This window comes from Mesorhizobium sp. B1-1-8 (assembly GCF_006442795.2).
GTDB lineage: Bacteria > Pseudomonadota > Alphaproteobacteria > Rhizobiales > Rhizobiaceae > Mesorhizobium.
Genome location: NZ_CP083956.1, coordinates 4,567,590 through 4,583,219, shown reverse-complemented (window position 1 = coordinate 4,583,219; position 15,630 = coordinate 4,567,590). Strand labels below are relative to the sequence as shown.

Here is a 15,630-nt window from a genome sequence, read left to right as displayed (position 1 = left end):
AGTCCCGGAGCGCTGCGGCAGCGGAGCCGGAGGCGATGAACTGGCCTCATCTCAATCTCAGGCGCGGCGACATCCATGGCATCGTCTTCGTTGCCGTCCTTCTGGGCGCCGTCATTCTGGCCCTGCTATTCGTGCCCAAGCTGGAGCAGAATTTCGGCTTCGGGCCGGAATGGCAATGCGCGCGCATGGAGCAGGGCGACCCGATTTGCGTCAGGTTGGTGGACAAGAACAGACCGAAATAGGTGTCCTACAACTCGATCTCGATGGTCAGCGTCGGCACGTCGCCTACTTTCAGGCCCTCACGCTGCCGCACCGAGGCCTTGATCGGCAAAAACAGGCTGCTGGATGCCTTGTCGGGAAACAGCGAGGTCCGCCATCTGGTCCGGCCGATGACGACCGTCACGCCAAGCGAGCCCCAGGGCCGTGCCATTCCGGCCATCGCCGCCTTGATGCGCGCCGAGAACTCGGCCGGCAGCGTCACAAAATGCCAGCCGCCCTTGCCCGGATAGACCCAGATCTCATCCTGCATCTCGTATCGCAGCATACGATCCACCGCTTGCAGCCTGGGATGATCGGTTGCCGTCAGGCGGCCGCTGAAACTTCCCTTGCGATCCCGCCATGCAGGTCGAGGCAGCGCTCGAACCACTGGGCGACGCTGTCGCCGTCGTCGAGCAGCCGGTAAGGCGAGGCGACGCGCGCCCATTGCAGCGCGCCGAAGACGATGTAATCGGCAAAAAGCGGGGCGGCGCCGCCGATGAAGGGCTGATAGGTAAGCATCGAGCGCAGCGGCTGCAGCGAGGCGCGGAAGCCTTCGAGCCCGGCGTCGCGGCCCGCCACCACGTCTTCCAGCCGCTTGCCGTAGCGCTGCTCGCGGTCCTCGCGGAAATAGGCGGCGTTCGCCTCGTCCTGCATGGCGTTGAGATCGGTGAGCGCCACCGTGGCGACATAAGGGTGGATGGTGAACTGCGACCAGCGCTCGATGAAGCGCGCCATCGCCTTGCCGCCTTCGCCGCCAAACAGCGTCGGCCGTTCCGGATAGGCTTCGTCGAGATAGAGGGCGATGGCGAAGGAATCGGCCACCACGCGCTCGCCGTCGCGGATCACCGGCACCGTCTTCGACACGCCGCCTTCCACCTTGGGCACTTCCAGGAAGCGTGTCGGCACCTTGGTGGCGGCAAGCCCCTTGTGGGCCAGCGCCATCTTTATCTTCCAGCAATGCGGGCTGAACGGGCGCTGGCTATCGTGGCCGACGAGGTCGTAGAGCAGAATGGTCATTGGCGGGTCCGTTCCTGCGGTTGGCGCAAAAGGATGTTGCGATGCAGCCATTCCGTTTCCATCAGAACCTCCTTTGCTCTAGGTAAGGCCGGGAATCGACGCGAGCCGGGTGGAAAGATGAGACAGCATTTCATGATGTTTGCGGCCTATAATCAATGGGCCAATGGACGCATCTACGATGCCGCCGCCACGCTCGACGAAAGCGAATTCGGCAGGAACGCCGGCGCCTTCTTCGGCTCGATGATGGGAACGCTGAACCACCTGCTGGCCGCCGACCGCATTTGGATGAAGCGCTTCACCGGCGAGGGCGACGCGCCGTCGAGCCTCGATGCGATCCTGCATCGCGGCCTGCCCAGCCTCCGGCTGGCGCGCGAAGCCGAGGACCGAAGGATCGTCGATTGGCTGAGCGGCATGAGCGACAAGGCGCTCGCCGGTCGTTTCTCCTATATGACACTGTCCGACATGCGCACCGTCTCGCAGCGGCTGGCGCCGGCGCTCAGCCACATGTTCAACCATCAGACCCACCATCGCGGCCAGGCGCACATGATCTTGACCGTGCTCGGCCGACCCTCCGTGCCGCTCGACCTGGTTCTGTTCCAGCGTTCGGAAGAAGGCCGCGCCTACGCCTGACACTTGTGATGGTCAGGCACGGCGACTTCGCCCAGTGGTGGCGCTGGTGCCAGACCAGGGCCTGCGGATCGACAGCCTACCGCCCAGAAATTGTAGGCCACGTCGCTTGAAATGCCGCGGGCAGTGTTTGTGTCGTGCCCGCGCTTCAGAATCAGAGCAATGTTAGTTGAGTTGGTAACGCCGCATTCAGCGTCAATATCGTAAAGAGCAATATGACTTCCCGTAGCCGGCGCATTTTGGGCAAATCGATAGCTGTGACGATAATCGCAATCGTCGCCACCTTCGGCCTGTCGTTTACGGCGAGACTGGCCTTGCAGATGCCGATCGACTGGCTCAGCTGGGTAGAGTGCACCTTCATTCCCATTCTGATCGGAATGCCTGTCGGCGCCTATATCTTTGCCCAGTCGGAAACGATCCAGGACACATGCGACAAGCTTGAGAAGTCATATGCGGCCCTGAAGGACGCACACGACAGGCTTACCTTCGTAACCAGTCACGACCAGATGACGGGGCTTCTTAGTCGCGGTGAGTTCATCGCAAGGATGGAAAGAAAGCGCGACGAGGGGGAATGGGACACGCTTCTTCTCATCGATCCGGATCACTTCTCCTTAGTCAACGACAAACACGGGCACTCCAAAGGCGACGAGGCTTTGGTTCGGATCGCAAAGGCGCTTGTCTATATGACGCGTCCTGGCGACTCAATCGGTCGCCTCGGTGGGGAAGAGTTTGGGGTCTTGCTGCGAGGTGTGCGCAAGGAGCAGGCAATGATCGTCGCGGAGAACATCCGCCGTCACATCGAAGGGATTCCCTGGATCAAAGGGCAGCAAGACGACTTGACGGTGACCGTCAGCATCGGGGGTGCGGAGATCGCTCGCAATGCGGATGCCGAAGATGTTCTTCGCGCTGCTGGGCGGTGCGTTCTTGAAGCGAAACAGCGTGGACGGAACCGCGTTTCGTTTGAATTTGAGATGGCCAGCTTGCGAGATATTGCGAGCCGACGCCGGGTCTGACACGTTTCAGCGGAATAAGCGCCGAGGGGTTTAGCCTTTCGGGGCGGTTAACCACATTCGAATTGCAGGCACAGTCTTAGCACTTCGTTTGCGCTCACGCTTCACAATGAGCCCGGTCGCAGTAGGAGCCCAATCGCAGCGGGAGCAAATGGCATGCGCATCGATTTGTCCCCGACGAGCCGGGGCAGGGTCGCGGTGGTCACCATCGCCGGCACGGCCTTCTTCATTGCCTGCGCCTTCTTCGTCGATTCCTTCAATTTCCCGTCGCTGTCGCCCGACGCGCTGCTGTGGGCGCAACTTACCGATCTGTTCCTGCCGCTTGTGCTTGGCGGATCGTTCCTGTTCTTCCTGATGTGGAAGATGCGCCAGCTGGCGATCGCCCAGAAGGAGCTCAGCATCGTCGCGGCGACCGACAGCCTGACAGCGGTCTTCAATCGCGGCGCCTTCTCGATGCTGGTCGAAGCCTATCTCGAGCAGGCTCGCCGTCAGTCCGTGGTTCACGCCGGGGCACTGCTGATTGTCGACGCCGACCATTTCAAGACCATCAATGACCGTTTCGGCCATGATTGCGGTGACCAGGCGCTGAAGCTGATCGCCGGGTCGATCAAGGCGCAGCTGCGCGGCGCCGACATTGTCGGGCGCATCGGCGGCGAGGAGTTCGCGGTCTTTCTTCCCGGCGCCGACGCCTCGCAGTCCTGGCTGGTCGCCGAAGGTATCAGGCGGCGCATTCGCGAGGTGGAGTTTTGTCCCGGCGAGCGGCCTTGCCCGCTTTCCGTCAGCATCGGCGGTGTCGCCTTCGATGGCCCGACCACCTATGCCGATATGTTCCAGGTCGCTGACCGGCATCTTTACAAGGCGAAGTCGAACGGCCGCGACCAGGTGAGCTTCGAAAGCACCGGCCCGCGCGGCGTTCATGCGGGCGACGCCGGTACGGTTCACTGACCGCTCCCTACGGCAGGCCTGGATCAGCGACGACTACGGGTTGGGCGGAGATTCTTCTCCGGCGGGCACTTTGTCGGACTTCCTTGCGACGGGCTTGACCGAGACGACAGGTTGGTCCACGGGCCACAGCATGCCGGCAGTCACTGCGAAGGTGATCAGCGCATCACGCGCCGCTTCCGGCGAGATTTCGCCGGCGCGCGCAGCCTCGCAGGCCTTCACCGCGGCACCGTAGCTCAACCGCCGGCGCGACGGCGGGAAATCGGTCAGCAGGTCATGCATGTCGAACAACGATGCAATCATGCGCTTGTGGCCGGCGCCGACACTGATCGCGACCGGGGTGAAGAACATCCTGTCGTACATCTATGGCCTCTCGGATTGATGGGGCGGGGTTCCGATGCTGGAACGCCAGACAACGCGGCTTGTGACGCGAGGTTCCCACGGGCATCAACTTTTCCCGGAGCCACGGGTGCCAAGTCGGCCATGCCGGTCGCCAACCTGCAACGCCAAAAGCGTGTTGGGGAAAGCTTGCCGTGGACAGTTTTTCGATTGATCGAAACGCAGCGTCCAACGCACTACTGCACCGCAGTGATCGTCGTCTCGGCGGCGGAGGGCGAGCCCTGATAATGGGCGGAGAGCAGAAGAAACAGGATGGCGACGCCGGCAATGACCACCGCCAGCACGTTGACGAAAATCCGTCCGGCCAACTCACCCAGCCTTTGCCGACGGCTCATGAGTGTGAAACGCATTTCTGCCTCCCTGAGCGGACCGGGCCGCCGTGCTTGAGCAGCAGCCCGACCTCCCATCAGTCGTCGGACCTGCAGACCAATGTCCTCCTCGTATTAGGGTTTGCTTACGAAAATGGTCTGGTGGGGAAAGCCCTGGGCCGCAGGAAAGTTCCATCGGGAAGAATTCGCAATTGCAGGAAACCTGAAGTGCCAGCGAATGAAGCGTCCTAAGCTTCTCACGTAAAAGGTACAACCGACATGTTTTGGGTCCTTGATTTTAAGCATGTCTTTATTTCGAGACCGCTGCATGTTTTCGCAAGAGACACCCTCTAATCCTTTGGCGTTCCGGCGCGCGGCACCAGATAATCGACGGAAACAACATCGGCGCCGACTCCGCTTATGACACGCACCATCGCCGTTTCCCGGGCAGGTGCTTGGTGATCGCCGGATCCAATGGCAGCGCTGTTGCTCAAAGCTTGACATCTGCCGATCATGCCGGTGGCGGCGAGCCGGGCCGGCAGCGCCGCCGAGCATTCGGCCATACCGGCATAAAGCGCCGTTTCCGCCGGATGGCAGGACTGCATGTCCGGATTGCAGGAGAGCAGGATCATCGCCACCACTGCCGCCGTCGGGTCCATCGTCGTGCTCCATTGCCGCAGAAGCAACGCCTGGCCACCGCGTTCGGTTGCTACTTCCACATGCCGCGCATGCGGGCGCCGAGATCGACCTTGACCTGCGGCTGGGCGCCCGGATCGTCTTTCATCCGCGCGCTCGCCCACGACGTCTGCTCGAAGACGGAAAGCATCGAGGCCGGGATGAAGCGGGTGCGCGAGGCATAGACATGGCGGTCTCCGCGCGCCGCCTGATTGTGTGGGTAAAAGCGCTGCGGCACCACCAGGTGCAAGCTGTCCCTGGCCCGCGTCATAGCCACATAGAGCAGCCGGCGCTCCTCCTCGATGTCTTCCTTGGTGCCGACGCCGAGATCGGCCGGGATGCAGCCGTCGACGCTGTTGAGCACAAGCACGTTCTTCCACTCCTGGCCCTTGGCCGAATGGATGGTCGACAGGATCAGGTAATCCTCGTCGCGATGCGGCGGGCCGGCCTGGTCGCTGGTGGCATCCGGCGGATCGAGCGTCAGCTCGGTCAGGAAACGCTCGCGCGACGGATAGCCGGACGCGATCTGCTCGAGCTGCAAAAGGTCGGCTCGCCGTGTGATCGCGTCCTCATGCATGCGTTCCAGATGCGGCTCGTACCAGAGCCTGATCCGTTCAAGATCGGCCGGCCACTTGGCGGCGACGCGCAGGTCGGCATAGAGATCGAGGAAAACCGGCCAGTCTTGCGCGGCGCGCTGCGGCGGCCGGTAGCGGGCAAGGCCCATCGCCTCATCAAGCGAAGTCGCCATCGCCTCGACGATCTGCGAGGCGGCGGAAGGGCCGATGCCCGGCATCAGCTGCAGCACGCGAAAACCGGCGACACGGTCGCGCGGGTTCTCGGCAAAGCGCAGCATCGCCAGCATGTCCTTGACATGGGCGGCGTCGAGGAATTTCAGCCCGCCGAACTTGACGAAGGGAATGTTGCGGCGCGTTAGCTCCACCTCCAGCGGCCCGCTGTGGTGCGAGGCGCGGAACAGCACCGCCTGCGCCTTCAGCGCCGTGCCGGCCTCGCGCTCGGCCAGGATCTGGTCGCAGACATAGTTGGCCTGCTCGGCCTCGTCGCGCACGCTGACCAGCTGCGGCTTGTGCGAGGACCGGCGCTCGGTCCACAGGTTCTTGGTGAAGCGCTCCGAAGCCTCGCCTATCACCGCATTGGCGGCGGCAAGGATCGTCTCGGTCGAGCGGTAGTTGCGCTCCAGCATGATGATTTCGGCTGGCCTTGCGAACTGTTTCGGGAAATCGAGGATGTTGCGCACTTCCGCGGCGCGGAACGAATAGATCGACTGCGCGTCGTCGCCAACCACTGTCAGCCCGGCGCCATCCGGCTTCAGCGCCAAAAGGATCGAGGCCTGCAGCCGGTTGGTGTCCTGGTATTCGTCGACGAGCACATGGTCGAAGCGCGAGCCGAGATGCGCGGCGATCTCCGGCTCGGCCGCCATCTGCGCCCAGTAGAGCAGCAGGTCGTCGTAATCGAGCACGTTCTGCGCCTGCTTGGCCTCGACATAACGGGCGAACAGCTCCTTCAGCTGTTCCGCCCATGCCGCGCACCAGGGAAAGGCCGCGCCCAGCACTTCGCCCAGCGGCGCCTGCGCGTTGACCGCGCGCGAATAGATCTGCAGGCAGGTGCCCTTGGTGGGAAAACGGCTTTCGGTCTTGGAAAAACCCAGCTCGTGCCGGGCAAGGTTCATCAGGTCGGCGGAATCCTCGCGGTCGTAGATGGTGAAGGCGGGGTCGAGACCGATCTGCTCGGCATAGTCGCGCAAAAGCCTGGCGCCGATACCGTGAAAGGTGCCGGCCCAGGCGAGCGCGTCGGCGATGATGGCCGCGTCGCGCCCCAGCACCTCGCCGGCGATGCGCTCGACGCGCTTGGCCATCTCGGCGGCGGCACGGCGCGAGAAGGTCATCAAAAGGATGCGGCGCGGATCGGCGCCCTTGACGATGAGATGCGCCACGCGATGCGCCAGAGTGCTGGTCTTGCCCGAACCGGCGCCGGCGATGACCAGCAAGGGCGCTGCCACCTTGCCGTCGCCATGCATGACCGCCAGCCGCTGCTCGTCATTCAGCCTGGCGAGATAGGCGGGAGCGGATGCTTCGAAGGACGAATCACGGGCAGCGAGGTTCATTGCCCATCAAGCATCGTTTCCGCTTTGTTCGCAACGGTTTCGCAACGCCTTTTCTCGCCCCGCAAAGCGGGGGAGAGGTGGCCGTGAAACGGCCGGAGAGGGGCTGGCGCCAGTGGCTGGAAATGGCTGTTTTCAGGCTAAATTCCTTGAATGTGTGCGCCAATCCCCCTCTCCGTCTCGGCTTCGCCGAGCCACCTCTCCCCACCTTCGTACGACCTTCGTGGGGGCGAGAAAACCTGCGTCTGCTACCGCTTCGGCTCCACTCCCATCGCCGCCGACTGGCGGCGCAGCGACCGCCGTTCATCTCCAGGCATGGCCAGCGGCCTGACGTCGCCGGGAATCTCCTCGTAGATCCTCATGGCGACGCGGTACGCGGTGTAGGCGAACAGGCCGACAAGCAGCAGACGGAACATGGCAAAGCTCCTCTTTGCCGGTCAAACCGGCGAGGGGCCGGGTTTGTTCCCGGGACCGGCATGCAGGTGCCCCTTCAGCCGGCCGCGCACGCAACCAAACCGGGCCGCGCTTCGTTTGCCCTCGATGAAAGGGGCGAACGAGAGGAGGTCGTCATGATGAAGCTTCCGATGCTGCTGGCCGTTGCGGCAGGGCTCACGCTCGCTGCCTGCGACAACAGCGTGCCGCCAACCAAGGCGCCGGGCGGCACCGTTGACCAGAACCCGCAGGTCGACAAGAACCCGGTGCCGAAATCGACGACGGGCGGCGATCAGCCCGGAACGCCGCCGAAGCAGTAACGCTTTCGGCTGGAACCCCCCGGGCTAGCCGAGATCAGGGTTGCTCAGTACAAGCTTCCAAGCCGCGCTGGCCTTTGAAAGAAGAAGGCCGGCGCTGCTTGGGAGGAAGCTGGAGCGCCGGCCAAGCGGGTACTCAGGCCCGCCGCACAAAGGACCATAACCGAGTCTTGCCGTTGCGTCATGACGGCGTTTTGAACAACCGCACGAAATCCACCAGAAAAAACCGGAAATTCTGCAAGGTTCGGCGATCGCCTGTTAACCCATGTTAAGTCCTGTTGTCCGTTGGACCTGCGCATCTCAAGCAAGACGAAAAAGCTTCTTGCAAGCGCTCCCGTTTTCGCTTTGCGGCCTACGGCGCTGACCAAAATCCAGGCAGTGCATCCTATCGAACGTGGCCTCAGGCCATCGCCGAGCGCTTTACCGGCATGCCGGCGATCTCCAGATCCAGCTGGCGCTGGGTCAACGCCGCCTCGGTCAGGATCCACTGCTTGAACAGCTCCACCTTGCGCGCGCCGAGCGTCTTGATCGGGTGTACGAAATACCAGCCGGCGGTGTTGGGGTGGTGGACGGCGAACGGCGCCACCAGCCGCTCGGCGCGGATGTCGCTTGCCATATAGGCACGGTTGGCCACCGCGAAGCCCATGCCTGAATTGGCCGCTTCGTAGGACATCATGCAGGAATCGAAATAGATGCTTTTCGTCTCGCCGAGCACGAAGCTGGCGCCGGCAAAGCCCAGCCACGACTGCCAGTTCTGGGTGCAGGTGTCGGAGTGGAGCAGGGTGAAATGCCTCAGATCCTCCGGCGTCACCCTGGACAGCGGCGTGTCGCCCAGCACTTCGTGGAACAGCTTGCGGCTGCACACCGGCGTCAGATCTTCCTTGAACAGAAGCTCCGAACTGAGGCCGGGGAAATTGCCGTCGCCATAACGGATCTCGAGATCGTATTCGCAAGCCGACAATTCATGCGTGGCATAGGAGGTCGACACCCGCATCTCGATGTCGGGATAACGCTGCTGGAAGACCGACAGACGCGGAAACAGCCAGCGCGCCGCGAATGTCGGCAGCACGCAGATCTTCAAGACATGCGCCTGCGACTGGCCGGTGGCCTCCATGCTCGCCGCCACGATGCGCTCCAGCGCCTCGCGCACCCGGGCCACATAGGTCTCGCCCTCCGGCGTCAGCGACACCGCATTGCCGCCGCGCTGGAAGATTTTGAAGCGCAGCTGGTCCTCCAGGCTCTTCACCCGCTGGCTGACGGCGGAAGCGGTGATGAACTGCTCTTCGCCGGCGCGCGTGAAATTACGGTGCCGGGCGGCACTCTCGACAATTTTGAGCGAGTTCAGGTTGACCTGACTGAGCAGACGCACCGGGTTTCGACCTTAAGCTGACCTTACGCTAGCACCAGCATTCCTAAATTTACAAGGGGTAGCTAATTAATCGACTGTTTACCAAGTGTTGCCCCCATCTCGGAGAAGTAGAATGAACGCCCATACAATTCCCGAACTGCGCTGTGCAATGAACCGGGAGGCCATCATTGGTCACGACACGGCTTGGAAAGTGTCGAGCTTCGGCGTCGCCCAGTATCGTCACGGCTACGATCCGGCGCTGCTTGCCGCCATCGAGGAGGCCGCGCTCAAGCTCAAGGCCAGCCATGCCGTGCACAAGCATCTTGATCTTACCTTCATCACCGGCGCCGACCGTTTCATTCCCGAAATCAAGGAGCTGCTGCACGACAAGCTGCGCCTGGAGCGGCTTTCCGACATGATGGGCACCAAGCTTGAACCCTATCCGCTGTCGATCGTCGGCTCGACCGTTACCTTCATGAACCCCAAGGACGGCGCCGTCGAATGGCACTGCGATGGCGTTCCGGTGACCGAACTCATCCCGCTGTCGATCAGCGACCCTCTGATCGGCGGCCATCTTGAGATCTATTGCGACGATTCTGAGACCGGCCGCTCCATTCTCGAATCCGGCCGTGATTTGCCGCGCAACAAGGTCATGCGCATCGACCACAAGATGAACTATGCCACGCTCGGCCAGTTCATCGGCGTGCTCCATCGCACCGCCCCCATCCAGCTCGGCTCGCGCGTCACCCTGGTGCTCAACCAGCGCTCGGCGACCAAGCCTTATGTCGACGACAACCGTATGTTCTACCTCGCCGCCGACAACGACCAGGATCGCGCCTGGGTGGACGAACTGGCCGAAGACGTCTGGACGAACCAGTTGCCCGCGTATCGCCGCCACGAGCAGGAGCACCCGATGCCGCAGCCCGCGGCGGAGCCTGTCTCGGGCGGAGCAAGGGAGTCGTGGTAGTGAGCCATGACCCCGCCGGGCGCCAGCCACCGTCCGCGCTGAGCCTCGCGCCGGTTATGGCAGAAAGACCGGAAGCCCCATCCGGCACCGCGTCGGCGGCGCCGCTGGCCTTCGCCTTGGGCGCGGTGGCGTTGTGGGCGACCAACGCCCTGGTCGGCAAGACGCTGCTTGCAAATCATCCGGTGTCGCAGGTGCAGTTCCTGCAGTTCTGCGGCGCCGCCCTGGTTTTCGCGTTGATCCGGCTGGCCGGCGGCGCCGCCCCGACCGCGTTGCCGTGGCCGGCAGGCCTTGCCGCGACGCTGGGGCCGTTCGCCGTCGGCTTTATCGGCCTGGTCGGCACCATGGTGCTGCAATATCTGGCCTTCGCCTCGGTGCCGGTCATCGAGGCTAATCTCGTCGCCTATACCTGGCCGCTGATGGTCGCCGCCGCGGTCATCGTGCTCGGGCGGCCGCGACGGCCACTGCTTTTGGGGCTTGCCGCCGCGCTCGGCTTCGTCGGCGTGGCGCTGGTGATTTCGGGCGGGCGGGCGCACGCCTGGTCCGGGGGTAGCCTTGCCGGCTATGCCGCCGCTTTCGGCTCCGCGATGTGCATGGCTCTCTATTCGATCGCCGTCGGCCGCCTTGCCGTGTCGCCGGACCGCCTGTTGCTGCCTTCGGCGCTGATCGGCGTTGCGCTTACCTTTGCCTGGAGCCTGTATGTCGGCGCCTCCGTCCCGGCCGGCACGGACCTTCTGCTCGGCCTTTATCTCGGCGCCGGGCCGATGGGGCTCGGTTACTATTTCTGGTCGCGGGCGTTGAAGCTCGACCAGGGCGGCAGGCTCGCGGTCGTCGCCTATCTGACGCCGATCGCCTCAACGCTTTTGCTGGCGCTGTCGGGCGAGAGCCTGTCGATGACGGCCATTGCCGGCGCCGTCCTCGTTATCGGCAGCTGCATTGCGGTCGGCATCGAACGTTCGGAGGCCTGAGGACCATGCTTGACGAGGACGAACGCCGCGCCAGACAGGAGGCGCATTGGCTGGTGAAGGAATTCGGCGCCGAGGCGCCGCTCTATGCCGCCATGAAGGCCGAGAAGGCTATCGAGCAAAGGGATTTCGGCCGCTGCGCGCGCTGGAAGCGGGTCCTCGACATCCTGGCCGACAAACGCCCGGCCGATCTGCAGCAAGACTCCGCCGCAAAGGACGACTCGCCGTGGGGGCGGCGAATCGGGCATGATCAGCCGTCGGAACGCTGAAGCCCGGGCGTTATTGTCGGTTTCAGCCGCTAAACTTCGATTTGGGAAGGATTAAACCCTAAGTAGAAGTGCTGCGGTGCCGATTTGCGCGTCCGAACAAGGCGCCGGATGCTGTAATGGGGTTGCTTCCAAGTATTAGAATTCCTAACTTGCGCAGCCACTACGCGCGGTGAAAAACATCCGTCGGTATTGAGTCTCGTGTATTTACTGACTCTGGACGGTCCGTTGGGGGACAGGTCCAAATCGATACCTAGACAGAAGTCTTCCAAAAGAGCTGGCGACTTCAAAGCCAGCAGAGGGTGAAAAAATTGTCCAATATCGACGACAAGACTGCAATCGAACTGACCGCCGACATTGTCTCGGCTTACGTAGGCAACAATCCGCTTCCGGCCTCGGGCCTGCCTGATCTGATCGCCAGCGTCAGCGCATCGGTGCGCAAGCTGGCCGGCGAGGGCGCTGTCAAGGAGGCGGTGGCGCAGGCGCCGGCCGTCAACCCGAAGCGATCGGTGTTTCCCGATCACATCGTCTGCCTTGAGGACGGAAAGAAGTTCAAGTCGCTGAAACGTCACCTCTCGACCGATCATGGCCTGACGCCGGACGAATACCGCGCCAAATGGGGCCTGCCGGCCGACTATCCGATGGTGGCGCCCAGCTACTCGGCAACGCGTTCGGCGCTGGCCAAGTCTTCCGGCCTCGGCCGCAAGCCGGCTGCGGATTCCGGCAAGGCAAGGCGCAAAGCCAAGGCCTGAGGCCTGAGGCCATGCTACCTGCAACGGCCGACGCCATGCCGTCGGCCGACTGCTTGGCTGCGCTCGATGCATTGCGTCGCAGGGTGGCCAACCAGTCTTCCGCCGATGCCGGCGAGGGGGGTCAAGGCGCGACGCGCCCTGTTCTCGGCAAGCATGCCGGCCGTCGATCTGCGTGCTGCGCTCGACGTGCTCGACAATTTCGAGCGCGCTGTCGTCGAGCATGACGATCGGCTGCTCGTCGAGGCGCGACGAATGAGATGCCTCGCCATCTTGGACGGCATCATCGGCGGATTAAAGACGCGCCGCGTCCATGGCAATTCCGGGAAGGTGCGTAGCGGTTTTTCGTCCGGAATTGCGTGAACACACTTGGTCTGCCGGACATCCACCTTTCAGTCGCGGGGCGGGTCATGCGCTTCCACGCCGCTGCGGCCCTGCCCGGCGGCTAGGCTATCCGCCTCGACAGCGGTCATCTCCAGAAAATAGACAAGCATCTGGTAGCGTGTGCGCGAAAGCATTTTCGCCAGCTTGCGCGTGATCTGCGCGACATATCTCAGCATGCGCAGATCATTGGCCGCCCCATCCATCGTGAGCTCCTGCCCCAGTCAAGTATTGTTGGCGCTCACGCGCGACTCACGACGCCTTCATAAATTTGCAGGATCGCGCCAAAAATAAAATCAATTTCGGTAAGCATCACGCCTGGCACAAAAGATTTTGACGGCCTTTTTGATGATATCGGCGCCGGCGGCCTTAATATAAGCCAAAGAGGAACTTGCGGTTGTCTTGCTTTGTCGGCCTGAGGTTCCCCAAGGGAATGATCATCGCCACGGGTGGCCGGCAAGCTGGAACAAGCGACGTTCACGGTGACGGAGCATTTGTCGAGGGAACTTCGACGCAGCGCGTCAAAACCTCTGGGTAGCGACGGACGTTGCCGCGTGCGCCTGATAGCGTCACATTGTCGTCGTTGCGCTCGGGACCCGCTATTTGCGCCGGGATCGCCAAGGCGGGCATGGCCCTTGGCTCGGTTTCGGCAAACAGCACCACCTGCGTAGCCAGCGCGGCTGTCGTAGCGACGTGGAAGAAGATGAAGGCGAGGGCGAAATAGCGGATCACCGGCCCCAAACGCCCCGGGACCCATCTGGTTCCCTCGATTCTGGCTCTTGCGAAGCGCCGATCTCCCGTGCAAAAGCCCGCTTATGCTTATCATCAACGACCTTTCGCTGCGCATGGCGGGGCGCCTGCTTCTTGATCGCGCCTCGCTGACCTTGCCGGCCGGCACCAAGGCCGGTCTCGTCGGTCGCAACGGCACCGGCAAGACGACTTTGTTCAAGGCGATCACCGGCGACTTTCCGTCCGAGACCGGCTCGATCAGCCTGCCCAAAAACACCCGCATCGGCCAGGTGGCGCAGGAAGCGCCGGGTACCGAGGAGCCGCTGATCGACATAGTGCTCAAGGCCGATGTCGAGCGTTCGGCGCTGATCGAGGAGGAAAAAACCGCCGCCGATCCGCACCGCATCGCCGAGATCCATATGCGGCTGGCCGACATCGATGCGCATTCGGCGGAGTCGCGCGCCGCCACCATCCTTGCCGGCCTCGGTTTCGACGATGCAGCGCAGCGCCGGCCCGCCTCGTCCTTTTCCGGCGGCTGGCGCATGCGCGTGGCGCTTGCCGCCGTGCTGTTTTCCGAGCCGGACCTTTTGCTGCTCGATGAGCCTACCAATTATCTCGATCTCGAAGGCACGCTGTGGCTGGAGAACTATGTCTCGAAATATCCCCACACGGTGCTGCTGATCTCGCACGATCGCGACCTGCTCAACCGCGCCGTCAACTCGATCGTCCATCTCGATCAGAAAAAGCTGACCTTCTGGCGCGGCGGTTACGATCAGTTCGAGCGCCAGCTGACGGAACAGCGCGAGTTGCAGGAGAAGGGCCGCATCAAGCAGGAAGCCGCCCGCAAGCATATGGAATCCTTCGTCGAGCGCTTCCGCGCCAAGGCCTCCAAGGCCAGGCAGGCGCAGTCGCGCATCAAGGCGCTGGAAAAAATGAAGCCGATCGCGGCGATCGTGAACGACACGGTGCGGCCATTCTCGTTTCCGGAGCCGGTGAAGACGGTGGCATCGCCGATCGTTGCGCTCAACAACGTCAGTGTCGGTTATTCGCCCGGTGAGCCGATCCTGAAGAAGATGACCTTGCGCATCGATGCCGATGACCGCATCGCGCTGCTCGGCGCCAACGGCAACGGCAAGTCGACCTTCGCCAAACTGCTCGCCGGCCGCCTGAAGGCCGAGACAGGCACCATGACGGTGGCGCCTGGGCTGAAAGTGGCGATCTTCGCCCAGCATCAGCTCGACGACCTGCGGCCCGAGGAGAACGCCTACGAGCATGTCCGCCGGCTGATGCCGGAAGCGCCGGAATCGAAGGTACGCGGCCGCGTCGCCCAGTTCGGGCTTACCACCGAGAAGATGAACACCGCCGCCAAGGATCTGTCCGGCGGCGAGAAGGCGCGGCTGTTGATGGGTCTGTCGGCCTTCGAGGGGCCGAACCTGTTCATCCTCGACGAGCCGACCAACCATCTCGACATCGACAGCCGCGAATCGCTGATCCACGCGCTCAACGATTTTCCGGGCGCGGTGATCCTGATCTCGCACGACCGTCATCTGCTCGAAGCGACGGCCGACCGGCTGTGGCTGGTCAAGGACGGCGCGGTCAATCCCTATGACGGCGACCTCGAGGACTACAAGACGCTGGTCACCGGCGTTTCTTCCAATCGACGCGAGCAGAAGGAGGCGGACAAGACGTCCAAGGCCGACCGCCGCCGCGAGGCGGCCCAGCGCCGCGCCGCGCTCGAGCCGCTGGCCAAGGAAATCCGCGCCACCGAAGCGCTGATGGACCGCATGCGCAAGCGCATCGACGCCATCGAGGACGAGCTTGCCAATCCGGCCGTCTACGAGAAGGACCCCTCGACGGCCACGCGGCTCGCCAAGGAGCGCTCGCAACTGGCGCACACACTTGCCCTCAACGAGGACAAGTGGCTGACGATGTCGGCGGAGTATGAGGAAGGGATTGCGGAGTGAGCGCGCTTCTTCCTTCTCCCCTTGTGGGAGAAGGTGGATCGGCGCGCAGCGCCGAGACGGATGAGGGGTGCGCGAAGGAACGCCGCGCGGAAAAATAACGTGCTTTCAAGCGCTTAATCTTCACCGCAGCGATCCTTCCAACACCCCTCATCCGACCGAG

21 protein-coding genes are annotated in these 15,630 nt (G+C 63.0%); 11 read left to right on the top strand and 10 right to left on the bottom strand.

The window, feature by feature from the left end:
* Positions 1-35 precede the first annotated feature (35 nt).
* On the top strand, positions 36-242 hold the full coding sequence (locus FJ974_RS22595; protein WP_140534050.1) for a hypothetical protein: 207 nt from the start codon (positions 36-38) through the stop codon (positions 240-242).
* 5 nt (positions 243-247) lie between these two features.
* On the opposite strand, the gene FJ974_RS22590 is transcribed toward FJ974_RS22595, so the two are convergent.
* The gene (locus tag FJ974_RS22590) at positions 248-544 is read right to left on the bottom strand and encodes a DUF1905 domain-containing protein (protein ID WP_140534049.1); all 297 of its coding nucleotides are present in this window, start codon (positions 542-544) and stop codon (positions 248-250) included.
* Positions 545-582: 38 nt separating this feature from the next.
* Positions 583-1,275: a glutathione S-transferase family protein gene (locus tag FJ974_RS22585; protein ID WP_140534047.1), complete on the bottom strand. Its 693-nt coding sequence runs from the start codon at positions 1,273-1,275 to the stop codon at positions 583-585.
* Positions 1,276-1,392: 117 nt separating this feature from the next.
* Here FJ974_RS22585 and FJ974_RS22580 point away from each other — a divergent pair, with 117 nt between their 5' ends.
* The 3 genes from FJ974_RS22580 (at position 1,393) to FJ974_RS22570 (ending at position 3,857) form a co-directional block, all read left to right on the top strand.
* Positions 1,393-1,905 (top strand): DinB family protein, encoded by a 513-nt coding sequence (locus FJ974_RS22580; RefSeq protein ID WP_140534046.1) that lies wholly within the window; start codon positions 1,393-1,395, stop codon positions 1,903-1,905.
* A 212-nt stretch (positions 1,906-2,117) separates the two neighbouring features.
* The gene (locus FJ974_RS22575) at positions 2,118-2,915 is read left to right on the top strand and encodes a GGDEF domain-containing protein (RefSeq protein WP_140534044.1); all 798 of its coding nucleotides are present in this window, start codon (positions 2,118-2,120) and stop codon (positions 2,913-2,915) included.
* Positions 2,916-3,068: 153 nt separating this feature from the next.
* Positions 3,069-3,857 carry a GGDEF domain-containing protein gene (locus FJ974_RS22570; RefSeq protein WP_140534043.1) on the top strand — a complete coding sequence of 263 codons (789 nt, stop codon included), beginning with the start codon at positions 3,069-3,071 and terminating at the stop codon, positions 3,855-3,857.
* Between the two features lie 33 nt (positions 3,858-3,890).
* Here the strand turns inward: FJ974_RS22570 and FJ974_RS22565 are convergent, their stop codons facing one another.
* The 5 genes from FJ974_RS22565 to FJ974_RS22545 all read right to left on the bottom strand — a co-directional run bounded on the left by FJ974_RS22565 (position 3,891) and on the right by FJ974_RS22545 (position 7,771).
* Positions 3,891-4,217, bottom strand: a complete 327-nt coding sequence (locus tag FJ974_RS22565) for a DUF982 domain-containing protein (RefSeq protein ID WP_140534041.1) — start codon at positions 4,215-4,217, stop codon at positions 3,891-3,893.
* 212 nt (positions 4,218-4,429) lie between these two features.
* On the bottom strand, positions 4,430-4,603 hold the full coding sequence (locus tag FJ974_RS22560) for a hypothetical protein (RefSeq protein WP_181177169.1): 174 nt from the start codon (positions 4,601-4,603) through the stop codon (positions 4,430-4,432).
* Between the two features lie 308 nt (positions 4,604-4,911).
* Complete coding sequence (locus tag FJ974_RS22555; RefSeq protein WP_413468320.1) at positions 4,912-5,199, bottom strand: hypothetical protein; 288 nt, start codon at positions 5,197-5,199, stop codon at positions 4,912-4,914.
* 71 nt (positions 5,200-5,270) lie between these two features.
* A complete protein-coding gene (locus FJ974_RS22550) occupies positions 5,271-7,358 on the bottom strand; it encodes an ATP-dependent helicase (protein WP_140534038.1) in 2,088 nt (695 codons plus the stop codon).
* 245 nt (positions 7,359-7,603) lie between these two features.
* Positions 7,604-7,771, bottom strand: a complete 168-nt coding sequence (locus FJ974_RS22545; RefSeq protein WP_181177168.1) for a hypothetical protein — start codon at positions 7,769-7,771, stop codon at positions 7,604-7,606.
* Positions 7,772-7,924: 153 nt separating this feature from the next.
* Between FJ974_RS22545 and FJ974_RS22540 the strand changes: the two genes are divergently transcribed.
* The gene (locus tag FJ974_RS22540) at positions 7,925-8,107 is read left to right on the top strand and encodes a hypothetical protein (RefSeq protein ID WP_140534036.1); all 183 of its coding nucleotides are present in this window, start codon (positions 7,925-7,927) and stop codon (positions 8,105-8,107) included.
* 397 nt (positions 8,108-8,504) lie between these two features.
* On the opposite strand, the gene FJ974_RS22535 is transcribed toward FJ974_RS22540, so the two are convergent.
* Positions 8,505-9,473, bottom strand: a complete 969-nt coding sequence (locus FJ974_RS22535; RefSeq protein WP_140534034.1) for a LysR substrate-binding domain-containing protein — start codon at positions 9,471-9,473, stop codon at positions 8,505-8,507.
* A gap of 112 nt (positions 9,474-9,585) precedes the next feature.
* Here FJ974_RS22535 and FJ974_RS22530 point away from each other — a divergent pair, with 112 nt between their 5' ends.
* The 5 genes from FJ974_RS22530 to FJ974_RS22510 all read left to right on the top strand — a co-directional run bounded on the left by FJ974_RS22530 (position 9,586) and on the right by FJ974_RS22510 (position 12,759).
* Complete coding sequence (locus FJ974_RS22530; protein WP_181177167.1) at positions 9,586-10,419, top strand: hypothetical protein; 834 nt, start codon at positions 9,586-9,588, stop codon at positions 10,417-10,419.
* Between the two features lie 56 nt (positions 10,420-10,475).
* Positions 10,476-11,384 (top strand): DMT family transporter, encoded by a 909-nt coding sequence (locus FJ974_RS22525; RefSeq protein ID WP_140534032.1) that lies wholly within the window; start codon positions 10,476-10,478, stop codon positions 11,382-11,384.
* A 5-nt stretch (positions 11,385-11,389) separates the two neighbouring features.
* Positions 11,390-11,650, top strand: a complete 261-nt coding sequence (locus FJ974_RS22520) for a hypothetical protein (RefSeq protein WP_140534031.1) — start codon at positions 11,390-11,392, stop codon at positions 11,648-11,650.
* 308 nt (positions 11,651-11,958) lie between these two features.
* The gene (locus FJ974_RS22515) at positions 11,959-12,399 is read left to right on the top strand and encodes a MucR family transcriptional regulator (protein WP_140534029.1); all 441 of its coding nucleotides are present in this window, start codon (positions 11,959-11,961) and stop codon (positions 12,397-12,399) included.
* Positions 12,400-12,552: 153 nt separating this feature from the next.
* Positions 12,553-12,759: a hypothetical protein gene (locus FJ974_RS22510; protein ID WP_140534027.1), complete on the top strand. Its 207-nt coding sequence runs from the start codon at positions 12,553-12,555 to the stop codon at positions 12,757-12,759.
* 29 nt (positions 12,760-12,788) lie between these two features.
* On the opposite strand, the gene FJ974_RS22505 is transcribed toward FJ974_RS22510, so the two are convergent.
* Both FJ974_RS22505 and FJ974_RS22500 read right to left on the bottom strand, forming a co-directional pair.
* Positions 12,789-12,983, bottom strand: a complete 195-nt coding sequence (locus FJ974_RS22505) for a hypothetical protein (RefSeq protein ID WP_140534026.1) — start codon at positions 12,981-12,983, stop codon at positions 12,789-12,791.
* A 271-nt stretch (positions 12,984-13,254) separates the two neighbouring features.
* On the bottom strand, positions 13,255-13,509 hold the full coding sequence (locus FJ974_RS22500; protein ID WP_140534024.1) for a hypothetical protein: 255 nt from the start codon (positions 13,507-13,509) through the stop codon (positions 13,255-13,257).
* Positions 13,510-13,592: 83 nt separating this feature from the next.
* Here FJ974_RS22500 and FJ974_RS22495 point away from each other — a divergent pair, with 83 nt between their 5' ends.
* Entirely contained in the window at positions 13,593-15,470 is a 1,878-nt protein-coding gene (locus FJ974_RS22495; RefSeq protein WP_140534023.1) for an ABC-F family ATP-binding cassette domain-containing protein, read from the top strand.
* The last annotated feature ends 160 nt before the right edge of the window (positions 15,471-15,630 follow it).